General features: G+C 68.9%; 17 protein-coding genes. 11 read left to right on the top strand and 6 right to left on the bottom strand.

The annotated features are described in order from the left end of the window. Window positions 1-27: 27 nt before the first annotated feature. Window positions 28-1,476 carry a pyruvate kinase gene (gene pyk, locus ABL840_RS37785; protein ID WP_093196044.1) on the top strand — a complete coding sequence of 483 codons (1,449 nt, stop codon included), beginning with the start codon at window positions 28-30 and terminating at the stop codon, window positions 1,474-1,476. Between the two features lie 102 nt (window positions 1,477-1,578). On the opposite strand, the gene ABL840_RS37780 is transcribed toward pyk, so the two are convergent. Then, the gene (locus ABL840_RS37780) at window positions 1,579-2,595 is read right to left on the bottom strand and encodes a 1-aminocyclopropane-1-carboxylate deaminase (RefSeq protein ID WP_093196045.1); all 1,017 of its coding nucleotides are present in this window, start codon (window positions 2,593-2,595) and stop codon (window positions 1,579-1,581) included. A gap of 138 nt (window positions 2,596-2,733) precedes the next feature. Here ABL840_RS37780 and ABL840_RS37775 point away from each other — a divergent pair, with 138 nt between their 5' ends. The 5 genes from ABL840_RS37775 to ABL840_RS37755 all read left to right on the top strand — a co-directional run bounded on the left by ABL840_RS37775 (window position 2,734) and on the right by ABL840_RS37755 (window position 8,179). Continuing rightward, the gene (locus ABL840_RS37775; protein ID WP_093196046.1) at window positions 2,734-3,219 is read left to right on the top strand and encodes an Lrp/AsnC family transcriptional regulator; all 486 of its coding nucleotides are present in this window, start codon (window positions 2,734-2,736) and stop codon (window positions 3,217-3,219) included. A gap of 35 nt (window positions 3,220-3,254) precedes the next feature. After that, window positions 3,255-4,184, top strand: coding sequence for an alpha/beta hydrolase (locus ABL840_RS37770; RefSeq protein WP_093300105.1), 930 nt, complete (start codon window positions 3,255-3,257; stop codon window positions 4,182-4,184). 65 nt (window positions 4,185-4,249) lie between these two features. Then, window positions 4,250-5,314 (top strand): class II fructose-bisphosphate aldolase, encoded by a 1,065-nt coding sequence (fba, locus tag ABL840_RS37765; RefSeq protein ID WP_093196048.1) that lies wholly within the window; start codon window positions 4,250-4,252, stop codon window positions 5,312-5,314. 202 nt (window positions 5,315-5,516) lie between these two features. After that, a complete protein-coding gene (locus ABL840_RS37760) occupies window positions 5,517-6,422 on the top strand; it encodes a phosphoribosylaminoimidazolesuccinocarboxamide synthase (RefSeq protein ID WP_093196049.1) in 906 nt (301 codons plus the stop codon). 80 nt (window positions 6,423-6,502) lie between these two features. Continuing rightward, the gene (locus tag ABL840_RS37755) at window positions 6,503-8,179 is read left to right on the top strand and encodes a hypothetical protein (protein WP_093300103.1); all 1,677 of its coding nucleotides are present in this window, start codon (window positions 6,503-6,505) and stop codon (window positions 8,177-8,179) included. Between the two features lie 8 nt (window positions 8,180-8,187). Here ABL840_RS37755 and ABL840_RS37750 read toward each other — a convergent pair whose 3' ends face one another. Both ABL840_RS37750 and ABL840_RS37745 read right to left on the bottom strand, forming a co-directional pair. After that, complete coding sequence (locus ABL840_RS37750) at window positions 8,188-8,643, bottom strand: META domain-containing protein (protein WP_093300102.1); 456 nt, start codon at window positions 8,641-8,643, stop codon at window positions 8,188-8,190. 155 nt (window positions 8,644-8,798) lie between these two features. Continuing rightward, entirely contained in the window at window positions 8,799-9,719 is a 921-nt protein-coding gene (locus ABL840_RS37745; protein WP_093300100.1) for a tetratricopeptide repeat protein, read from the bottom strand. 36 nt (window positions 9,720-9,755) lie between these two features. Between ABL840_RS37745 and purE the strand changes: the two genes are divergently transcribed. Genes purE through ABL840_RS37730 form a run of 3 tightly spaced genes read left to right on the top strand, consistent with a single transcriptional unit; the run spans window position 9,756 to window position 12,510 of the window. Beyond that, window positions 9,756-10,307 (top strand): 5-(carboxyamino)imidazole ribonucleotide mutase, encoded by a 552-nt coding sequence (gene purE, locus ABL840_RS37740; protein ID WP_093196053.1) that lies wholly within the window; start codon window positions 9,756-9,758, stop codon window positions 10,305-10,307. Further along, on the top strand, window positions 10,304-11,512 hold the full coding sequence (locus ABL840_RS37735; protein WP_093300099.1) for a 5-(carboxyamino)imidazole ribonucleotide synthase: 1,209 nt from the start codon (window positions 10,304-10,306) through the stop codon (window positions 11,510-11,512). The genes purE and ABL840_RS37735 overlap by 4 nt, the downstream gene beginning before the upstream one ends. After that, window positions 11,509-12,510: an L-threonylcarbamoyladenylate synthase gene (locus ABL840_RS37730; protein ID WP_093300097.1), complete on the top strand. Its 1,002-nt coding sequence runs from the start codon at window positions 11,509-11,511 to the stop codon at window positions 12,508-12,510. The genes ABL840_RS37735 and ABL840_RS37730 overlap by 4 nt, the downstream gene beginning before the upstream one ends. Window positions 12,511-12,625: 115 nt before the next feature. On the opposite strand, the gene ABL840_RS37725 is transcribed toward ABL840_RS37730, so the two are convergent. The 3 genes from ABL840_RS37725 to ABL840_RS37715 all read right to left on the bottom strand — a co-directional run bounded on the left by ABL840_RS37725 (window position 12,626) and on the right by ABL840_RS37715 (window position 16,440). Then, window positions 12,626-14,230, bottom strand: a complete 1,605-nt coding sequence (locus ABL840_RS37725; protein WP_093196056.1) for an alpha/beta hydrolase family protein — start codon at window positions 14,228-14,230, stop codon at window positions 12,626-12,628. Window positions 14,231-14,399: 169 nt separating this feature from the next. Beyond that, window positions 14,400-15,845, bottom strand: a complete 1,446-nt coding sequence (dacB, locus tag ABL840_RS37720; protein WP_093300096.1) for a D-alanyl-D-alanine carboxypeptidase/D-alanyl-D-alanine-endopeptidase — start codon at window positions 15,843-15,845, stop codon at window positions 14,400-14,402. A 7-nt stretch (window positions 15,846-15,852) separates the two neighbouring features. Further along, window positions 15,853-16,440: a GDP-mannose pyrophosphatase gene (locus tag ABL840_RS37715; RefSeq protein ID WP_093300094.1), complete on the bottom strand. Its 588-nt coding sequence runs from the start codon at window positions 16,438-16,440 to the stop codon at window positions 15,853-15,855. Window positions 16,441-16,519: 79 nt separating this feature from the next. Between ABL840_RS37715 and ABL840_RS37710 the strand changes: the two genes are divergently transcribed. Then, window positions 16,520-17,341, top strand: a complete 822-nt coding sequence (locus ABL840_RS37710) for a DeoR/GlpR family DNA-binding transcription regulator (RefSeq protein WP_093300093.1) — start codon at window positions 16,520-16,522, stop codon at window positions 17,339-17,341. A gap of 8 nt (window positions 17,342-17,349) precedes the next feature. After that, window positions 17,350-18,063, top strand: a complete 714-nt coding sequence (gene tsaB, locus ABL840_RS37705) for a tRNA (adenosine(37)-N6)-threonylcarbamoyltransferase complex dimerization subunit type 1 TsaB (protein WP_093300091.1) — start codon at window positions 17,350-17,352, stop codon at window positions 18,061-18,063. Window positions 18,064-18,071: the final 8 nt, after the last annotated feature.

The raw sequence follows: 18,071 nt of genomic DNA, 5'->3' as shown, positions 1-18,071 counted from the left end.
AGCGAATACAAAACGGAGACTACCCTCATGAGCACGGACCGCATTCCCCGCCACGCCACCAAGATCGTTGCCACCCTCGGTCCGGCGTCCAGCACGCCCGAACTGCTGGAAAAGATGATCCAGGCCAAGGTCAGCGTGGTGCGGCTGAACTTCAGCCACGGTACGGCGCAGGACCACATCGATCGCGCCGCCATGGTGCGCGAAGCCGCCCGCCGCGCGGGCCGCGAGGTGGCCATCATGGCCGACCTGCAGGGCCCGAAGATCCGCGTCGGCAAGTTCGCGCAGGGCAAGGTCTGGCTGGAGGCCGGCGCCAAGTTCGTGCTCGACGCCTCGCGCACCGAGCTCGGCGACGCCGATGCCGTGGGCCTCGACTACAAGGACCTGCCGCGCGACGTGAAGCCCGGCGACAGGCTCCTGCTGAACGACGGCCTCATCGTGCTGACCGTCGATGCCGTCAGGGGCGAGGCAGTGCACACCACCGTCAAGCTCGGCGGCGAGCTGTCGAACAACAAGGGCATCAACAAGCAGGGCGGCGGCCTCACCGCGCCCGCGCTGACGGCCAAGGACATGGAAGACATCAAGACCGCGATGAGCTTCCAGGCCGACTATGTGGCCGTGAGCTTCCCCAAGAACGCCACCGACATGGAAATGGCGCGCCAGCTGTGCAACGTGGCTGCCGCCGAGTACGGCCACAAGCCCGGCATGATCGCCAAGATCGAGCGCGCCGAGGCCATTCCGAAGCTGGAAGAGATCCTGCGTGCCAGCGACGGCATCATGGTCGCGCGCGGCGACCTCGCGGTCGAGGTGGGCAACGCGGCCGTGCCGGCGCTGCAGAAGAAGATGATCCGCATGGCCCGCGAGATGGACAAGGTGGTCATCACCGCGACCCAGATGATGGAGTCGATGATCACCAACCCCGTGCCCACCCGCGCCGAGGTGAGCGACGTGGCCAACGCCGTGCTCGACGGCACCGACGCCGTGATGCTCTCCGCCGAAACAGCCTCGGGCCGCTACCCGCTCGAGACCGTGCAGGAGATGAGCCGCATCTGCGAAGCCGCCGAGGCGGCCGAAGACAAGCAGCTCGACGCCGACTTCAGCGGCCAGAACTACAGCCGCATCGACCAGTCGATCGCGATGGGCGCGCTGTTCACCGCCCATCACCTTGGCGCCAAGGCCATCGTCGCGCTCACCGAGTCGGGCTCCACCCCGCTGTGGATGAGCCGCCACCGCGCGCACATCCCCATGTACGCGTTGACCTCGCGCCTGGCCACGCAGCGCAAGATGGCGCTCTACCGCAACGTGCGCCCGCTGCTGATGGATTCGGAAAGCGACCGCGACACCGCGCTGCTGCAGGCCGAGAACCACCTGAAGAAGCGCGGCATCGTGCAGAGCGGCGACGTCTACGCGATCACCTGCGGCGAGCCGATGGGTGCCCCGGGCGGCACCAACATGCTGAAGATCTGCAGGGCAAGTTAAGCACTCCCCCAGGCTTCGCGCACTTCGTGTCGCGCGCGCCTTCCCCCTCGCCGGGGGCAACACCAGCGGCCCGGCAAAGCCGGTTCCGCGGTGTTCCTGGAATCAGCCGTTTCGGAACAGGAAGCTGTAGGCATTGAGGGCGGGCACGCCGCCCAGGTGCGCGTACAGCACCTTCGATCCGGCAGGGAATTCGCCCAGCCGCACCTTCTCGATCATCCCGTGCATCGACTTGCCCTCGTACACGGGGTCGGTCAGCATGGCCTCGAAGCGCGCGCTCAGGCGGATGGCTTCCAGCGTGCCTTCGTTGGGCAGGCCGTACTCGGGGCCGCCGAAGCGGCGATCGAGCACGATGTCCTTCTCGGTGATGTCGCGGCCCAGCTCCACCAGCTCGGCCGTGTTCTTGGCGATGCGCAGGATCTGGTCGAAGGTCTGCTGCGGCTTGGCCGAAGCGTCGATGCCGATCACGCGGTCGGCCCGGCCGTCGGCCGCGAAGCCCACCACCATGCCGGCCTGCGTGCTGCCCGTCACCGAGCAGACCACGATGTAGTCGAACTTGAAGCCCAGCTCCGCTTCCTGCTGGCGCACTTCCTCGGCGAAGCCGACGAAGCCCAGGCCGCCGCGCGGATGCTCCGAGCAGCCCGCCGGAATCGGGAACGGCTTGCCGCCGGCCTTGCGGACGCTCTCCATGGCGTCTTCCCAGCTCTTGCGGATGCCGATGTCGAAGCCGGCTGCGTCCAGGCGCACGTCGGCGCCCATGATGCGTGACATTTCGATGTTGCCGACCCGGTCGTACACCGCGTCGGAATAGTTGACCCAGTTCTCCTGCACCAGCACGCACTTCATGCCGAGGTGCGCCGCCACGGCCGCGACCTGGCGCGTCTGGTTCGACTGGATGCCGCCGATGGACACCAGCGTGTCGTAGCCGCCTTCGATCGCCTCGGGGATCAGGTACTCGAGCTTGCGCGTCTTGTTGCCGCCGAAGGCCAGGCCGCTGTTGCAGTCCTCGCGCTTGGCGTAGAGGTCGACCTTGCCGCCCAGGTGCGCGCTCAGGCGCTTGAGAGGCTGGATCGGCGTGGGGCCGAAGGTCAGCGGGTAGCGGGGAAACTTCTCGAGGTTCATGGTGCGGCTCCGTCCAGGAAATTGAAGCTTGAATCGTAGGAAGAAGCCTGCGCAACGTGCTTGCGAAGTTTGCTGGCTTTGGTCGAGAAAAAAATGCAAGATCGAAAAATCGATAGTTTTTGATTTAAAGATCTGGCAATGAGCACAACAAAATTGCGTGACGCGCCGGAGCTCGACCGGACCGACCGCGCCATCCTGCGCACCATGCAGCGCGACGCCTCGCTGTCGAACGTAGCGCTGGCCGCCAAGGTCAATCTCAGCCCCGCCGCCTGCCTGCGGCGCGTGGAGCGGCTCAAGGCGGCCGGGCTCATCAAGGGCGTCGTCGCACTGCTCGAACCCGACGCGCTCGAACTCGGCATGCTGGTGATGATCGGCGTGGTGCTCGACCGCTCCACGCCCGACTCCTTCGCCGATTTCGAGAAGGCCGCCCAGAAGGTCTCGGGTTGCCTCGAATGCCACGTGGTGTCCGGCGAGTTCGACTACTTCATGCTCGTGCGCACCCGCGACAACGACAGCTTCAACCGCCTGCACGCCGAGCAGCTGCTGTACCTACCGGGGGTGCGGCAGATCCGCACCTTCGTCGTGCTCAAGCAGGTGCTGTCGACCACGCAGCTGCCGATCTGACGAAACCGGCACCCGGCAGCGTGCGTACTGTTGCGATGAGCCTTCCCTCCTTCGCATCGCTCCGCCGGCGCCATGGCGCCTTTCTCATCGCGGTCTCCGTCATCGCCGCCGCGGCGCTTTCGGCCTGCTCGCCGGTCAAGGTGCTCAACGGCCTGGTGCCCACCGACACCTACCGGTTTCAGGGCGGCATCGCCTACGGCCAGGCGCCGCACCAGTTGCTCGACGTGTACCAGCCGCTGCCGGCCACGCAGCCAGCGCCGGGCGGGCGGCCGCTGGTCGTGTTCTTCTACGGCGGCACCTGGACGACCGGCGACCGCGCCAGCTACAGGTTCATGGGCGAGGCGCTGGCCGCGCGGGGCGCCGTGGTGGTGGTGCCCGACTACGGGCTCTCGCCGGCCTTCACCTACCCGGCCTTCGTGCGCGACAGCGCGCTGGCCGTCAAATGGGCGCTCGACAACGCGGCCCGGCTGGGCGCCGACCCGAAGCAGGTGTTCGTCATGGGCCACAGTTCGGGCGGCTACAACGCCGCGATGGTCGCGCTCGACGGGCGCTGGCTCGCGGAGGTGGGGGCCAGCCCGAAGCAGCTGGCGGGCTGGATCGGCCTGGCCGGCCCCTACGACTTCCTGCCCATCGTCGACCCCCAGGCGCGGGTCGCCTTCAACTGGCCGGACACGCCGCGCGACTCGCAGCCGCTGGCGCATGTCACGTCCGGATCGCCGCGCGCCCTGCTCATGGCGGCGTCGAAGGACGACCTGGTCCAGCCCGGCCGCAACACGGGGCAGATGGCCGCGGCGCTGCGCGCGGCGGGCGTTTCGGTGCAGGTCCGGCTGTTCGACGACCTGAGCCACGTGACGCTGATCGGCGCCTTCGCCAGGCCCATCCAGTGGCTGGGCGGGCCGGTGCTGCCGCCTGTCATGGATTTCCTCGGGCTGGCGTCGGTCCTGTCCCACAAGGGTGCTCGGTAGAATTACGGCAGTTTTTCCCGCCTTTCCGTCTTCTTCTTCTTTCAATTTCCCGCGAGGTATTTCCCATGGCACTCGTCTCGATGCGCGAACTGCTCGACCATGCCGCAGCCAATGGCTACGGCATTCCGGCCTTCAACGTCAACAACCTCGAACAGGTCCAGGCCGTCATGGAGGCCGCCAAGGAAACCGGCGCGCCCGTCATCCTGCAGGCCAGCGCAGGCGCCCGCAAATACGCCGGCGAGGCCTTCATCAAGCACCTGATCCAGGCCGCGATCGAGCAGTACCCGAACATCCCGCTGGTCATGCACCAGGACCACGGCCAGAGCCCGGCCATCTGCCAGGGCGCCATCGACCTCGGCTTCTCTTCCGTCATGATGGACGGCTCCCTGCATGAAGACGGCAAGACGCCCGCCTCCTTCGACTACAACGTCGACGTGACCCGCAAGGTGGTGCAGCTGGCGCACAAGGTCGGCGTGACCGTCGAAGGCGAGCTGGGCTGCCTGGGCTCGCTCGAGACAGGCATGGCCGGCGAGGAAGACGGCATCGGCGCCGAAGGCGTGCTCGACCACTCCGCGCTGCTGACCGACCCCGAGGAAGCCGCCCAGTTCGTCAAGGCCACGCAGCTCGACGCGCTGGCCATCGCCATCGGCACCAGCCACGGCGCCTACAAGTTCACCCGCAAGCCCACCGGCGACATCCTGTCGATCCAGCGCGTGAAGGAAATCCACGCCCGCCTGCCCAACACCCACCTGGTGATGCACGGCTCGTCGTCGGTGCCGCAGGACCTACTGGAAATCATCCGCAAGTTCGGCGGCAACATGAAGGAAACCTACGGCGTGCCCGTCGAGGAAATCCAGGAAGCCATCAAGTACGGCGTGCGCAAGATCAACATCGACACCGACATCCGCCTGGCGATGACCGGCGCGGTGCGCAAGTTCATGGCCGAGAACCCCGAGAAGTTCGACGCCCGCGAATGGCTCAAGCCCGCGCGCGAGGCCGCCAAGCAGATCTGCAAGCAGCGCTACATCGAATTCGGCTGCGAAGGCCAGGGCGCCAAGATCAAGGGCGACACGCTCCAGGTCGTCGCCACCAAGTACGCCAAGGGCGAACTGGCGCAGGAAGTCATCTAACCAGGCTCGCCCCCAGGCTGCGCGCACTTCGTGTCGCTTCGCCAACCCCCTACCGGGGGCGGGCCGGCCGCTTCGGGCGGCCGTGCGCGGCGGCCCCTCGAATGATCAGGGCCTTTTCACGATCTGCGGGCCACCTTCGATGGTGGCTTTTTTCTGCGCGCACAATCCGAACTCCGCTATCCCGTTTCACCGCACCAGCCCCATGACCACCGTCCACACCTCCTCCATCCAGAGCCTGCCCCTGCTAGCGCGCGGCAAGGTGCGCGACAACTACGCCGTCGGCGAAGACCGCATCCTGATGGTCGCGAGCGACCGCCTGAGCGCCTTCGACGTGATCATGGGCGAGCCCATCCCCGGCAAGGGCGAGATCCTCACGAAGATGGCGCTGTGGTGGTTCGACCGGCTCGGCCAGATCTGCCCCAACCACCTGACCGGCGACGCGCCCGAGAGCGCCGTTACGGCCGCGGAGGTGCCGCAGGTCACCGGCCGCTCGATGCTGGTCAAGCGCCTGAAGCCGATCCCGGTCGAGGCCGTGGTGCGCGGCTACCTGGCCGGCAGCGGCTGGAAGGAATACCAGGAAAGCCGTTCGGTCTGCGGCGTGCCGCTGCCCGAGGGGCTGACCAACGCGAGCAAGCTGCCGCGCCCCATCTTCACCCCCGCCGCCAAGGCCGCGGCCGGCGAGCACGATGAGAACATCAGCTACGAGCGCGTGGTGGAAATCGTCGGCCCCAAGCTCGCGCAGCAGATTCGCGAGACCAGCATCGCCATCTACGAGACCGCCGCGCAGATCGCCCTGACCAAGGGAATGATCATTGCCGACACCAAGTTCGAGTTCGGCCTCGACGAGAACGGCACGCTGGTGCTGATGGACGAAGTGCTCACGCCCGACAGCTCGCGCTACTGGCCGGTCGAGGGCTACCAGGCCGCACTGGCCGCCGGCGCCAATCCGCCGAGCTACGACAAGCAGTTCGTGCGCGACTGGCTCGAGGGCACCAAGATCAACGGCAAGCCCTGGGACAAGACGCCCCCGGCGCCGCGCCTGCCGGCCGAGGTCATCGAGAAGACGGCCGCCAAGTACCGCGAGGCGCTGGAGCGGCTCACCGGCTGACAGGCCGACAGGCTGAAGCAGGGGCTGCCCGCGTAGCCGGGTAGTCCATCCCGGGCGCCTTGTCGCCACGGGAACAGGGGATGCCCGAACGTCCCCGCCTCGCCATCATGTGCGCCAAGAACATGAGGGGCGGGAATATGGAAACCGGAAGCATTCTTCGTTGGCAGCGCTGCGTGGCGGCGGCGCTCGCCTTGGTCATCGCGGGCTGCAGCAGCATCGATCCCTACCAGCGCAGCAAGCGCGCCGACTTGCCGATCAACCAGCTCGGCTACGAGGAGGTCACCCTCGCCAATGCCAGGCCGCTGGCCGGCAATCTTCAGGGAGCGTTGGGCGCGCTGAAGGACCAGCGGCGCGAGTGGTACGAATCGCTGTCGGCGCAGGCCCGCGTCCGCACGATGACCCAGCTCAGCTTGCTGGGCGTGACGGCGCTGGCGCTGTACGGCGGCCTGAAGTCCGGCGTAACCAGCGACCGCGAGAAGACCCGGCTGGCTGCGGCCGGGGCGGTGGGTTTCACGGCCTATTCGGCAAGTAACTGGTTCGTCAATCCCAATCAGGAAAAGGCCTACGTCGAAGGCGTTCTCGGGTTGACCTGCGCCATGCTGACCATTGAACCCTTGCGGCTGGACGTCGAGAGCTTCGACAGGATGTGGGCCGAGCAATACCGTCTGACGCGGGCCATCAACAAGCTCGATGCGGAGTTGCTCCGGGCTCAAGCTGTCTTGCGCTATGCCCGTGACAGCGAACTGCCGCAGGCCTACGTGCGCCGTGAGGCAGCCTCGGCCTTGTGGCGTGCGCGCAAGACCTTGGCCTCCAGCGAGCAGCTGTATTCCCAGCTCGGGAACAGCGGAGTCATCTTGATGCGGGAGGGTGATCTGGTCTTTACCCGCGTGGCAGCACATATCAATGCTGCCAACAAGACGGTATCCAGCCCTGATGAGTTGGTCACGCAAGCCACGGGAATCATCGGCAAGTTCCGTGCGGTCAAGATCGACGCCGCAAATGAGAGCACCCAAGGGGACTCCGAAGGTGCTGGCCGACCGGCAGCGGATACGTCAGGGAAGAAATCGGACGGTGATGCGGGGTCTGCCGGCAAAGACGAGGAGACGCCTGCGGAAGAGCCAGCGACTGCGCCAGCAGCCACCACAAAGAAGGCGCAGTTGCTGGCGCAGTTGGCCGCGATTCAGAAAAAGGAATCAGACGAGGCAGCCGCTCAAGTTCGCAAGAACCTGAAGGCGTCCCAGACGGCGCTCAAGCAGGCCAATGCAGCCAACGCGGTCGCTGCTACCGCTGCAAACAAGCGGGTGATCGATGCCTGCAAGGCGGCAGGCCGCCGTGATTGCAATCCACTGGAGGCGGATGTCATCGCTGACTCGCTCGCCGCCAGCACGGCGGAGATTTATGCCGCACGGCGCCCCTTGAGCAATCGTCTTCTGACTTTCAACGATGCACGCAAGGCGGCAGCTCGAAATCCCGGTTGTTCCGGCGGCAGTAGCGCCATGAGCGTCTCACCAGCGGAGGACGCAAAGGTCAAACCCGGTCAGCGGTACCTCATCACGGTGAACGGCGTCGCCAAGCCGCCGATGGCGTCGGTCAAGGGGCCGGCAACTCTGGAAGTCCTTGTCTCCGGTCCGAACCAGTACACCGTGCGCGTCATGGTGAAGGCCGACGCCAAGGGCACAGTGGATGTCAGCATCTCCGATCAGGGGCTGGTCACCGAGGAGATCCAGCTGACGGTCGATACGTCAGCCGCCAAGTAGCTGCCCCCTCAGCGCCCCCCGCCGCTGTTCAGCAGCGCCACCGTCCGCCCGCTGGCATCCAGCAGCGCCAGCCGGGTCGGCCCGGCCAGCCGGTAGCTCGTGGCGCTCTGCAGCGCGGAAATGAACTGAGCCTCGTTGGCGCCGCGCGCCGGGTCGGTGCAGGCCATGCGGGTCGAAGCCATCTGGCCGATCTTCAGCGCGACGCCGGTGCGCGTGAAAGTGCCCGAGATGCGGTTGCAGCCGCCCGAGCCGCTCACGCGTCCGCTGCTGCGGTCGAACTGCACCTGCGCGCCGCTGCCCGGCGCCACCGGCTCGTCGCCCAGCTGCACCAGTTGCCAGGCCGGGCCTTCGATCGGCTCGTCGAGGCTGATGCCGCTCCCGCAGCCGGTCAGGGCGGTCGTCAGTGCCGCCGCCGCGAGGGCGGAAGGCGCAAGGCGGCGGGCGAGGCGGGCGAATGAGCGCATGGCCGGTCTTTCCTTTTCAGATCAGATCTGCAACAAGTTGAATCGGGCGTGATCGTATGCGACGGCGCGGGGCTCGCCAATGGCGCGCCCGCTTGCCGCAAAGGCCATGAAAAAGCGACCCGGAGGTCGCTTTGGGAAGATCTTCTGGAAGGGGATCAGCTCAGCACGATGCTGCTGAGCCGGCGCCGGTAGCTGGCCACCACCGGATCGTCCGGCGGGATCTGCCCGTCGGCCACCTTCACCTTCGGCGGCTCGATGATGTCGAGGATGGCGATGTAGGTCTTGCGGGCGAGGTCCTCGCTCCAGGTCTTGTCGCGCATCAGGATGTCGAGCAGCTCGTCCATGGCGTCGGTCCAGTGCTGCGCGGCCATCAGCAGGCGGGCGCGGCCGAAGCGGGCGTCGAAGTCGCGCTTGTTGGCGGCGATCTTCGCGTCGAAGTCGGCGACAGCTGGCGCTGCGCCTGCCACCGGTGCTGCGAAATCGATAGCATCCATCCAGCGCTGCAGCGCGTCGAAGCGGCGCACCACCGAGGTCTTGGCGATCACCGGGGCGAAGGCCACCTTGGCGTCGTCGATGCGGCCTTCCTGCAGCAGCAGCTTCACGTAGTCGAAGCGGGCGTCGTCGTTGGCCGGGTCGGTGGCCACCGCGTGCTGCAGCTTCTCGAGCGCGCCCTCGGTGTCGCCACCGGCCAGCGCCTCCTGGGCGGCGGCTTCCTGCGAGGCTGCCTCGGCCTCGTCGGCGCCGGGCACGTGCTTGTCGAGGAATTCGCGGATCTTCTCGGCCGGGATGGCGCCGACGAAGCCGTCCACCGGCTGGCCGTCCTTGAACATCACGCAGAACGGGATGCTGCGCACGCCGAACATCTCCGACAGCTGCGAGGAAATCTGCGGCACCTTGTCGGCGTCGAGCTTGGCCAGCGTGAATCGCCCGCCGTACTCGACCTCGAGCTTTTCGAGCACCGGGCCCAGCTGCTTGCAGGGGCCGCACCATTCGGCCCAGATGTCCAGCAGCACCGGCGTGGCGACCGAGCCTTCGATCAGTTCGGCCTGGAAATTTTCGAGAGTGATGTCGATCATCGGAACCAGCTGGGGGTGAAACGTAAAATTGAAACCATGAACGAAACCATTCAGGTCGGTGTAGTGATGGGCTCGAACTCCGATTGGGAGACGATGCGCAACGCGGTCGAGATTCTCCAGCAATTCGGAATCGGGCACGAAGCCAGGGTGGTCTCGGCCCACCGGATGCCCGACACGCTCTTCGAATACGCCGAAAGCGCCGCCGGGCGCGGGCTGGCCGCGATCATCGCCGGCGCGGGCGGCGCGGCCCACCTGCCGGGCATGCTGGCCTCCAAGACCACGGTGCCGGTGCTGGGCGTGCCGGTAGCCAGCCGACACCTGCAGGGCGTCGATTCGCTCTACAGCATCGTGCAGATGCCCAAGGGCGTACCGGTCGCCACCTTCGCCATCGGCAACGCCGGCGCTGCCAACGCGGCGCTGTTCGCGGTGTCGATGCTGGCGGTGAACAATCCGGCGCTGCGCGCGAAGCTCGACGCCTTCCGCGCCGCGCAGACGGCGGCCGCCGAGGCCATGACCCTGCCCCCGGCCCCCGCTGGCGAGGCTCCCCCCGTGTCTCCTTTCTCGCCGCAAGGCGGAGGTGCCCTGTGAGCAGCAAGAACGGTGACCTGCCCATCCTCCCGGGCGCCACGCTCGGCGTGCTCGGCGGCGGACAGCTGGGGCGCATGTTCGCCCACGCCGCCCAGCGCATGGGCTACTTCACGGCGGTGCTCGACCCCGACACCGACAGCCCCGCCGGCCGCGTGAGCCACCACCACATCCACACCGACTACGACGACGTCGACGGCCTCGCCCGCCTCGCCGGCCTGGCCGACGCGGTGACCACAGAGTTCGAGAACGTGCCCGCGCCCTCGCTGGAGCATCTCGCGGTGGCGCGCCCGGTGTCGCCCGCCGCGCCGGCCATCGCCATCGCGCAGGACCGCATCGCCGAGAAGGCGCACTTCACCCGCTGCGGCGTGCCCTGCGCGCCTTACGCCGTCATCGAGACCGCCGCCCAGCTCGCAGCCGTCGACGACAACCTGCTGCCCGGCATCCTGAAGACCGCGCGCCTGGGCTACGACGGCAAGGGCCAGCAGCGCGTGAAGACGCGCGCCGAGCTGGTCGACGCCTGGCAGGCCACGGGCTGCGTGCCCTGCGTGCTCGAGAAGATGCTGCCGCTCGAATTCGAGTGCTCGGTCATCCTCGCGCGCGGCCGCGACGGCCAGATCGTGCACTTCCCGCCGCAGCGCAACCTGCACCGCGACGGCATCCTGGCCGTGACCGAGGTGCATGCGCAGAACATGCCCAAGACGGTGGCGCAGGGCGCCGTCAATTCGGCAAAGAGCATCGCCAACGGCCTGGGCTACGTGGGCGTGCTGTGCGTCGAGTTCTTCGCGCTGGCCGACGGCTCGCTGGTCGTCAACGAGATGGCGCCGCGCCCGCACAACAGCGGCCACTACACGATGGAAGCCTGCGACGTGTCGCAGTTCGAGCTCCAGGTGCGCACCCTCGCCGGCCTGCCGCTGGCCGCGCCGCGCCAGCACAGCCCCGCGATCATGCTCAACCTGCTGGGCGACCTGTGGTTTCCCGCCGGCGCCGACGGCAAGGCCGACAAGCCGGTGTCGCCGCGCTGGAGCGAGGTGCTCGCGCTGCCCGGCGCGCACCTGCACCTCTACGGAAAGATCGAGCCGCGCCGCGGCCGCAAGATGGGCCACCTCACCCTCACCGGCGCCACGCTCGAGGCGGTGCGCGCCACGGCCTCGCAGGCCGCGCTGCTGCTGGGCCTGCCGGCGGTGAGCACCGCCGACCTCGCATGATCCTCGACGGCCGCACCCCCGAAGCCATCGCCGAGGCGGCGCGCGTGCTGCGCGCGGGCGGGCTGGTGGCCTTCCCGACCGAGACCGTGTACGGCCTTGGCGCCGACGCGAGCAGCGACACGGCCGTGGCCGGCATCTTCGAGGCCAAGGGGCGGCCCTCCGACCATCCGCTGATCGTCCACGTGGCGGCCGGCACCAAGGGCACCGAATCGCTCTCGCGCTTCGCCCAGCCGCTACCGGCCTTCGCGCAGAAGCTGGTGCAGGCCTTCTGGCCTGGTCCGCTCACGCTGATCGTCACGCGCCAGCCCGGCGTGGGCGCGGCGGCCGCCGGCGGGCAGGACACCATCGGCCTGCGCTGCCCCTCGCATCCCGTGGCGCAGGCGCTGCTCGAGGCCTGCGCCGAGCAGGGCGTGCCCGGCGTCGCGGGGCCCAGCGCCAACCGCTTCGGCCGCGTCAGCCCGACCACCGCGCAGCACGTGCACGACGAGTTCGGCGACGACCTGCTGGTGATCGACGGCGGGGCCTGCGACGTGGGTATCGAATCGACGATCGTCGACTGCAGCCGCGGCGCGCCCGTGCTGCTGCGCCCGGGCCTCATCACGCGTGCCGAGATCGAGGCCGCTTGCGGCGAGAAGCTCGCCGACCGCGAAGTGCTGGAAACGCCCGACCCGCGCGCCTCGGGCACGCTCGAAGCGCACTACGCGCCGAACGCCAAGGTGCGGCTGATGGACGCCAAGTCGATCCAGACCGGCCTCGATGTGCTGGGCGCGAATGCCGCCCACATCGCCGTGTGGTCGCGCACGGCGGTGCGAAGCCGCTCGCAGCGCGTGCTGCTGCGACGCATGCCCGACGACGCCGCGGCGAGCGCGCAGCTGCTGTTCGCGGTGCTGCGCGAGTTCGACGCGCAGGGCGTCAAGCTGATCTGGGTCGAGACGCCGCCCGACACGCATGACTGGGAAGGCGTGAAAGACCGCCTTCAAAGGGCGTCGGCCGCTTGAACCTGGCTAACCCCCAGGCTTGCCCACTTCGTGTGGCCGCCCACCCCCTTGCAGGGGGCAACACCAGCGGCCCGGCAAAGCCGGTTCCGCGGTGTTCCTGGAATGGGCTCTTCGTTCAGCCTCCGGCTGCGAGGACACCCTGGAAGAAGCCTCGCGCGGAGGCCAGGCAGAACGGCGGCGCCAGCGTGCCGTGGTACGCCAGAGTGACGGCCTGGGCCTTGTCCGATGCGCTGCCCGACGTGTTCTGCGCCAGCAGGGCCTTGGCCTGCGCGAAGCCGGCGCGGGCGGTCGAGTAGGCGTCGATCGCCGCCGAATCCTCCAGGTCCACCACGGACAGCAAGCTGGACGGCATGCCCTTGGCGCGGAAGTAGCCCGAGGTGGCGCGTGTGCTCACGAAGTTCACCGTGGGGTCGTTGGCGCCGCCGCACATCAGCACCGGCCGGGTCGGCACCCAGTTGCGCAGGTCGTTGGCGATGGCGGCCTTGCGGAAGCCCGTGGACGGCTTGCAGTCCAGCGGCGAGGTCGTGCTCAGCGAGGCCGCCGTGGCCGGAAGCGCGTTGCCGGCGCAGGGGTTGCCCTGGATGTCGCCGGCCGCCTGCGTCAGGAAGCTCTGCTTGATGAGGTTGTTGGCGCCGTAGAAGATCGACAGCTCGGGGCTCACCGGACCCGGCGTGGCGTTGGCCGGGAACAGCGCGAGCTGCGGCAGCTTGCCGCTGGAGAACAGCGTGCCGGGCGAAGTGCTCGGCAGCAGGGTGTCGATGCCGCTGGCGTACTGCGCCTCGTACACGTCGCTGGTGGAGCCGTAGACGTTGCCGAACTGCTGCTGCCAGCTGGTCGACAGCAGCGGCACGAACAGCGTGGCGCCCAGTGCCGGCCAGCCCAGGTAGGTGTAGTCGGTCAGCAGGCTGATGGCCGAGGGAGCCGACAGCGGCGCCGATGCCGTCACCGCCTTGCCGTTGGCCTGCATCTCGCGGTGCGCGGCCATCGCCACGTAGCCGCCCTGCGAATAGCCGGTGATGAAGAGCGAGCCGGCGTCGTTCGCGCCGATGCCCGAGAAGGTCTTGCGCGCCGCGGTGAGCGCGTCGACCATGTCCTTGCCCTGCTGGTCGCCGTTGAGGTACGGGTGGTAGGGCAGCGTCGACTTGTCGTAGCCCGCGTAGTTGGGCGCCACCACGATGTAGCCCTGCGCCGCGAACATGGCGGCGACCATCAGGCCCTCGCCGGCGGCGGCCTGCGTGCTGTCGGTCCACTTCGCCAGGTTGTAGGCCTTGGCGGCGGTGGTGCCGTGGGCATAGAGCACCACCGGGCGCTGGCCGCCGCAGGCCACGTCGGAACCGGTGGGCACCATGATGGCGGCGGTGGCGTTGGTGGCCTCGTTCTTCGCGCCGACGGTGCGGTACTCGAGGTAGCGCAGGTCCACGCCGCACTTGGGCGTGCCCGCCACCTGCAGCAGGGCCTTGCCCTGGTCGCTGGCCTGCAGGCTGGCGGTGAACTGGGTGGCCGTCAGCGCGGCCGTCTTCTCGGGCGGGTCGGTGACCACCGAGCCCCGGCCGTTGTCGACCGCGGGCGGCGGAACGCCCACCCCGATGCCGATGCCTCCTCCGCCCCCGCCACCACCGCCGCACGCGGCGAGCAGCAGCAGCGTCGCGGCGCTTGCGACGGCCGTGAAGGCGCCGGTCTTGCGCAGGGATCTCGAGGACTGGGGATGAGGCTGGTTCACGTGATGTCTCCTGCGCTGGTGCGCTTGGCTTGTCTGTATGGAATCGAACGACCGTCCGATTCTGTGCAGCGGCATGGCCGTGCGCAAGCGGGCGTTTGCCCTCAGAAAACTTCAGTACACAGCGCTGCAAGCCAGCCAGCCGCCGGCCGTGCAGGCGGCCTTCAGGCCCTCAGTTGTCCTGCGAGGCCCAATCGACCAGCGCGTCGAAGGCCGCGCGCGCGGCCCCGGCGTTCTCGCCGTTGGCGATGGCCACGAGCACGTAGCGGCGTCCGCTCGCGCCGTCCACGTAGCCGGCCACGCCCGAGGCGTCGCGCAGCGTGCCGGTCTTCAGGTGCGCCGAGCCGCCCGAACGCAGCGTGCGCTTCTTCAGCGTGCCGTCCACGCCCATGGCCGGCAGCGAGGACATCAGCTCCGGCATCACCGGCGAGCGCCATGCCACCTGCAGCATGCGGCCGAGCGCGGCGGCGCTGATGCGCTCGTCGCGCGACAGGCCCGAGCCGTTCTCGAACACCGGCTGCGCCTCGCCCGTGCCGATGCGATCGCGCCACCACTGGCCCAGCGCCGTGCGCGAGGCCTCGAAGGTGCCGCGGTTCTTCTGCGCCAGCCCGATGGTGAGGAACAGCTGCTGCGCCATCACGTTGTTGCTGTACTTGTTGATGTCGCGGATCACCTCGGCCAGCGGCGGCGACTCGAACTCGAAGGCCGGCTTCAGCCCCGCCGGCACGCGCCCCTCGCGCATCTGGCCGCCGACGCGCCCGCCCATCTCGGCCCACATGCCGCCGATGGCGCGCATGGCGTAGGTGCGCGGGTCGCCGTAGGCCACGGCCCAGCTCTTCTCGCCGCAGCCGCTGGGGAAGCCGCCGTTGAAGCGGATGCGGTTCACGTCGCTGAAGTCGGCGCGCAACGTGCCGCGCCAGTCGCCGCATTCGCCGGGCACCAGCGCCACGGTCTGCGGCATGGCCACGCTGGCCAGCGGGGGCTCGTAGCTCACCCGCGCGATCTGGCCGGCACGGTCGGGAGCGAAGGTCATGTTGACCGACTTGAAGTTCACCAGCAGCGCGTCGGGCGAGGCGTTGTAGGGGCGCAGCGGCTCGCCGTCGAAGGCGGCGGGGTCGCCTTCCACCGTGGTCTCGAAGGCGCTGCGGTCGAGGACGATGTCGCCGCTCACGGTGCTGATGCCCAGCCCCTGCACGTGGCGCAGCAGCAGCCACACGCGCTCCAGCACCAGCTTCGGATCGCCCTGGCCCTTGATGTAGAGGTTGCCGTTGAGCACGCCGTTGTTCACCGTGCCGTCGACGTAGACCGGCGTGGTCCAGCTGTAGGCCGCGCCGAGCAGGTCGAGCGCGGCGTAGGTGGTCACCAGCTTCATGATCGACGCCGGGTTCACCTGCGCCTGCGTGCGCCAGGCCAGGCGAGGCTGGCGCGTGCCGTCGGCCTCGGCGACCAGCATGGTCACCGACTCGCGCGGCACCTTGGCGCGGGCGAGGGCGGCTTCGACCTGGGTCGGGAGGGCTTGCGGTGCCTGTTGTTGGGCGAGTGCGCCGGCCGGAGCCAGCGTTGCGAGAGTCAGCGCGCAGGCGAGCGCACCGGGGACACGACGAAAGGCGAAAGGCATCCGCCCATTATCCCGGCGGGAAAACGTGCAGCTTCGCGTGATACAGCAGCATCACCGTCTTGGCGTCCGCGATGCGCCCGTCGGCCACCATGGCCAGCGCCTCGTCGATGCCCACCTCCAGCACCTCGATGTCCTCGCCTTCCTCGGCCAGCCCGCCGCCTTCGCCGACGCGCATCGAGGGCTCGTAGGGCGCGACGAAGAAATGCAGCTTCTCGGTGACCGAGCCAGGGCTCATGAAGCACTCGAAGACCTTGCGCACCTCGCCCAGCCGGTAGCCGAGTTCTTCCTCGACCTCTGCGCGGATGCGCTCCTCGGGTGCCGCGTTGTCGAGCAGTCCGGCGGCCGCCTCGATCAGCAGGTCGTCGTGCCCGTTCACGAAGGCCGGGTAACGGAACTGCCGCGTCAGCAGCACGGTGCGCTGCTCGAGGTTGTAGGGAAGCAGCGTGGCACCGTTGCCGCGGTCGTAGGTCTCGCGGTGCATGCGCTGCCACTGGCCGTCATTGCGGCGCCAGTCGAAGGCGGTGGTGCGCAGCGTGTACCAGTTGTCGGAGAGCAGGGTGACTTCGTGCACCCGGACGCGGTCGTGGATGGTCATGGCTCGGAGCATATGCGCATGTTCGTGCAAAAACAAGAAAAAACGTGCAAATGCCGGCGCGAGCCGATACCATCGGCCGATGCTCACCAGCCAGCGCAAGCAACACATCCTCTCGGTCCTGCAACGCGACGGCAACGTCGTCGCCAAGTCGCTCAGCGAAGAACTCGGCCTGTCGGAGGACACCATCCGCCGCGACCTGCGCGAGCTGGCGGCCGAGGGCCTGCTGCTGCGCGTGCACGGAGGCGCGCTGCCGCTGGCGGCGGCCGAGGCGGACTTCGCCGGCCGCCAGCAGCTCGCGCCCGACGAGAAGATCGCCATCGGCCGCGCCGCCGCGCGTCTGGTGAAGCCGGGGCAGGTGGTGTTCATCGACGGCGGCACCACCGCCGTGCAGCTCGCGCGACACCTGCCGGCGAATCTGCGGGCCACGGTGGTCACGCACAGCCCGTCGGTGGCGGTGGAGCTGGCTTCGCATGCCGGCATCGAGGTGGTGCTGATCGGCGGGCGGCTCTTCCGGCATTCGATGGTGGCGGTGGGCTCGGCGGCGATGGCGGCCATCTCGCGCATCCATGCCGACACCTACTTCATGGGCGTCACCGGCGTGCACGCCGAGGCCGGGCTGACCACGGGCGACCTGGAGGAGGCCGAGATCAAGCGCGCGCTGATGGCCTCGGCGGCCGAGACGGTGGTGATGGCTTCGTCGGAGAAGATCGGCGCGGCGTCGGCGTGGGTGGTCAATCCGGTGGCGTCGGCCGGCACGCTGCTGGTTTCGCCGCAGGCGCCGGCGGGGGCGCTGGCGCCGTTGCGCCGGGCGGGGTTGACGGTCCTGCGCAGTGACGGTGCGGATGACGCGAACGCAGCCGATATCGCAGGCCGTGCTTCGGGATTGCCCGGCCCTCGATAATCGCGGGGATGCCTTCCGTCCCGCCCAAGCTGCTCGCCTTCGATACCAGCACCGAACACCTGTCCGTGGCCGTGATGCACGGCGACAGGCTGCTGGCGCACGAGGGGGCCGGCGGCGCGCAGGCCTCCAGCACCCTTCTCCCGCTGATCCGGCAGCTGCTGGGCGAGGCCGGCCTCGCGCTGGCCGAGCTCGACGCCATCGCCTTCGGCCGCGGCCCCGGCTCCTTCACCGGCCTGCGCACCGCCTGCTCGGTGGCGCAGGGCCTGGCCTTCGGCGCCAAGGTGCCGCTGCTGCCGGTCGACACCCTGCTCGCGGTGGCCGAGGAAGCGCGCCATGCCTTCGGTGCGCAACAGGTGGTGGCGGTGCTGGATGCCCGCATGGACCAGGTCTACGCCGCGCGCTACGACTTCGCGGCCCATGGCCCGCTCGGCCAGCCCGAAGGCGGCGAGGAGCCCCTGCTGCTGTCGCCCGAGGAGCTCGAAGTGCCCGCCGGCTGGGCCCTCGCCGGCAATGCCTTCGCCGCCTACGGCGCGCGCCTGGCCCCGGCCTCCGCCCGCCACGAGGCGCTGCCGACGGCCGTCGCCATGCTGCGGCTGGCGCCCGCGCTGCTCGCCGCCGGGCGCACCGTGCCGGCCGCGCAGGCCTGGCCGCTCTACGTTCGCGATAAAGTGGCGCAAACCACCGAAGAGCGCGCCGCCATCAAGGCGGCCGCTGCACGCTAGACACCCTC

Origin of the sequence: Variovorax sp. NFACC27 (assembly GCF_048301545.1) — a bacterium.
In the GTDB taxonomy this organism is placed as follows: Bacteria; Pseudomonadota; Gammaproteobacteria; order Burkholderiales; family Burkholderiaceae_C; genus Variovorax; species Variovorax gossypii.
This window is presented reverse-complemented; position numbering and strand designations above follow the sequence as displayed.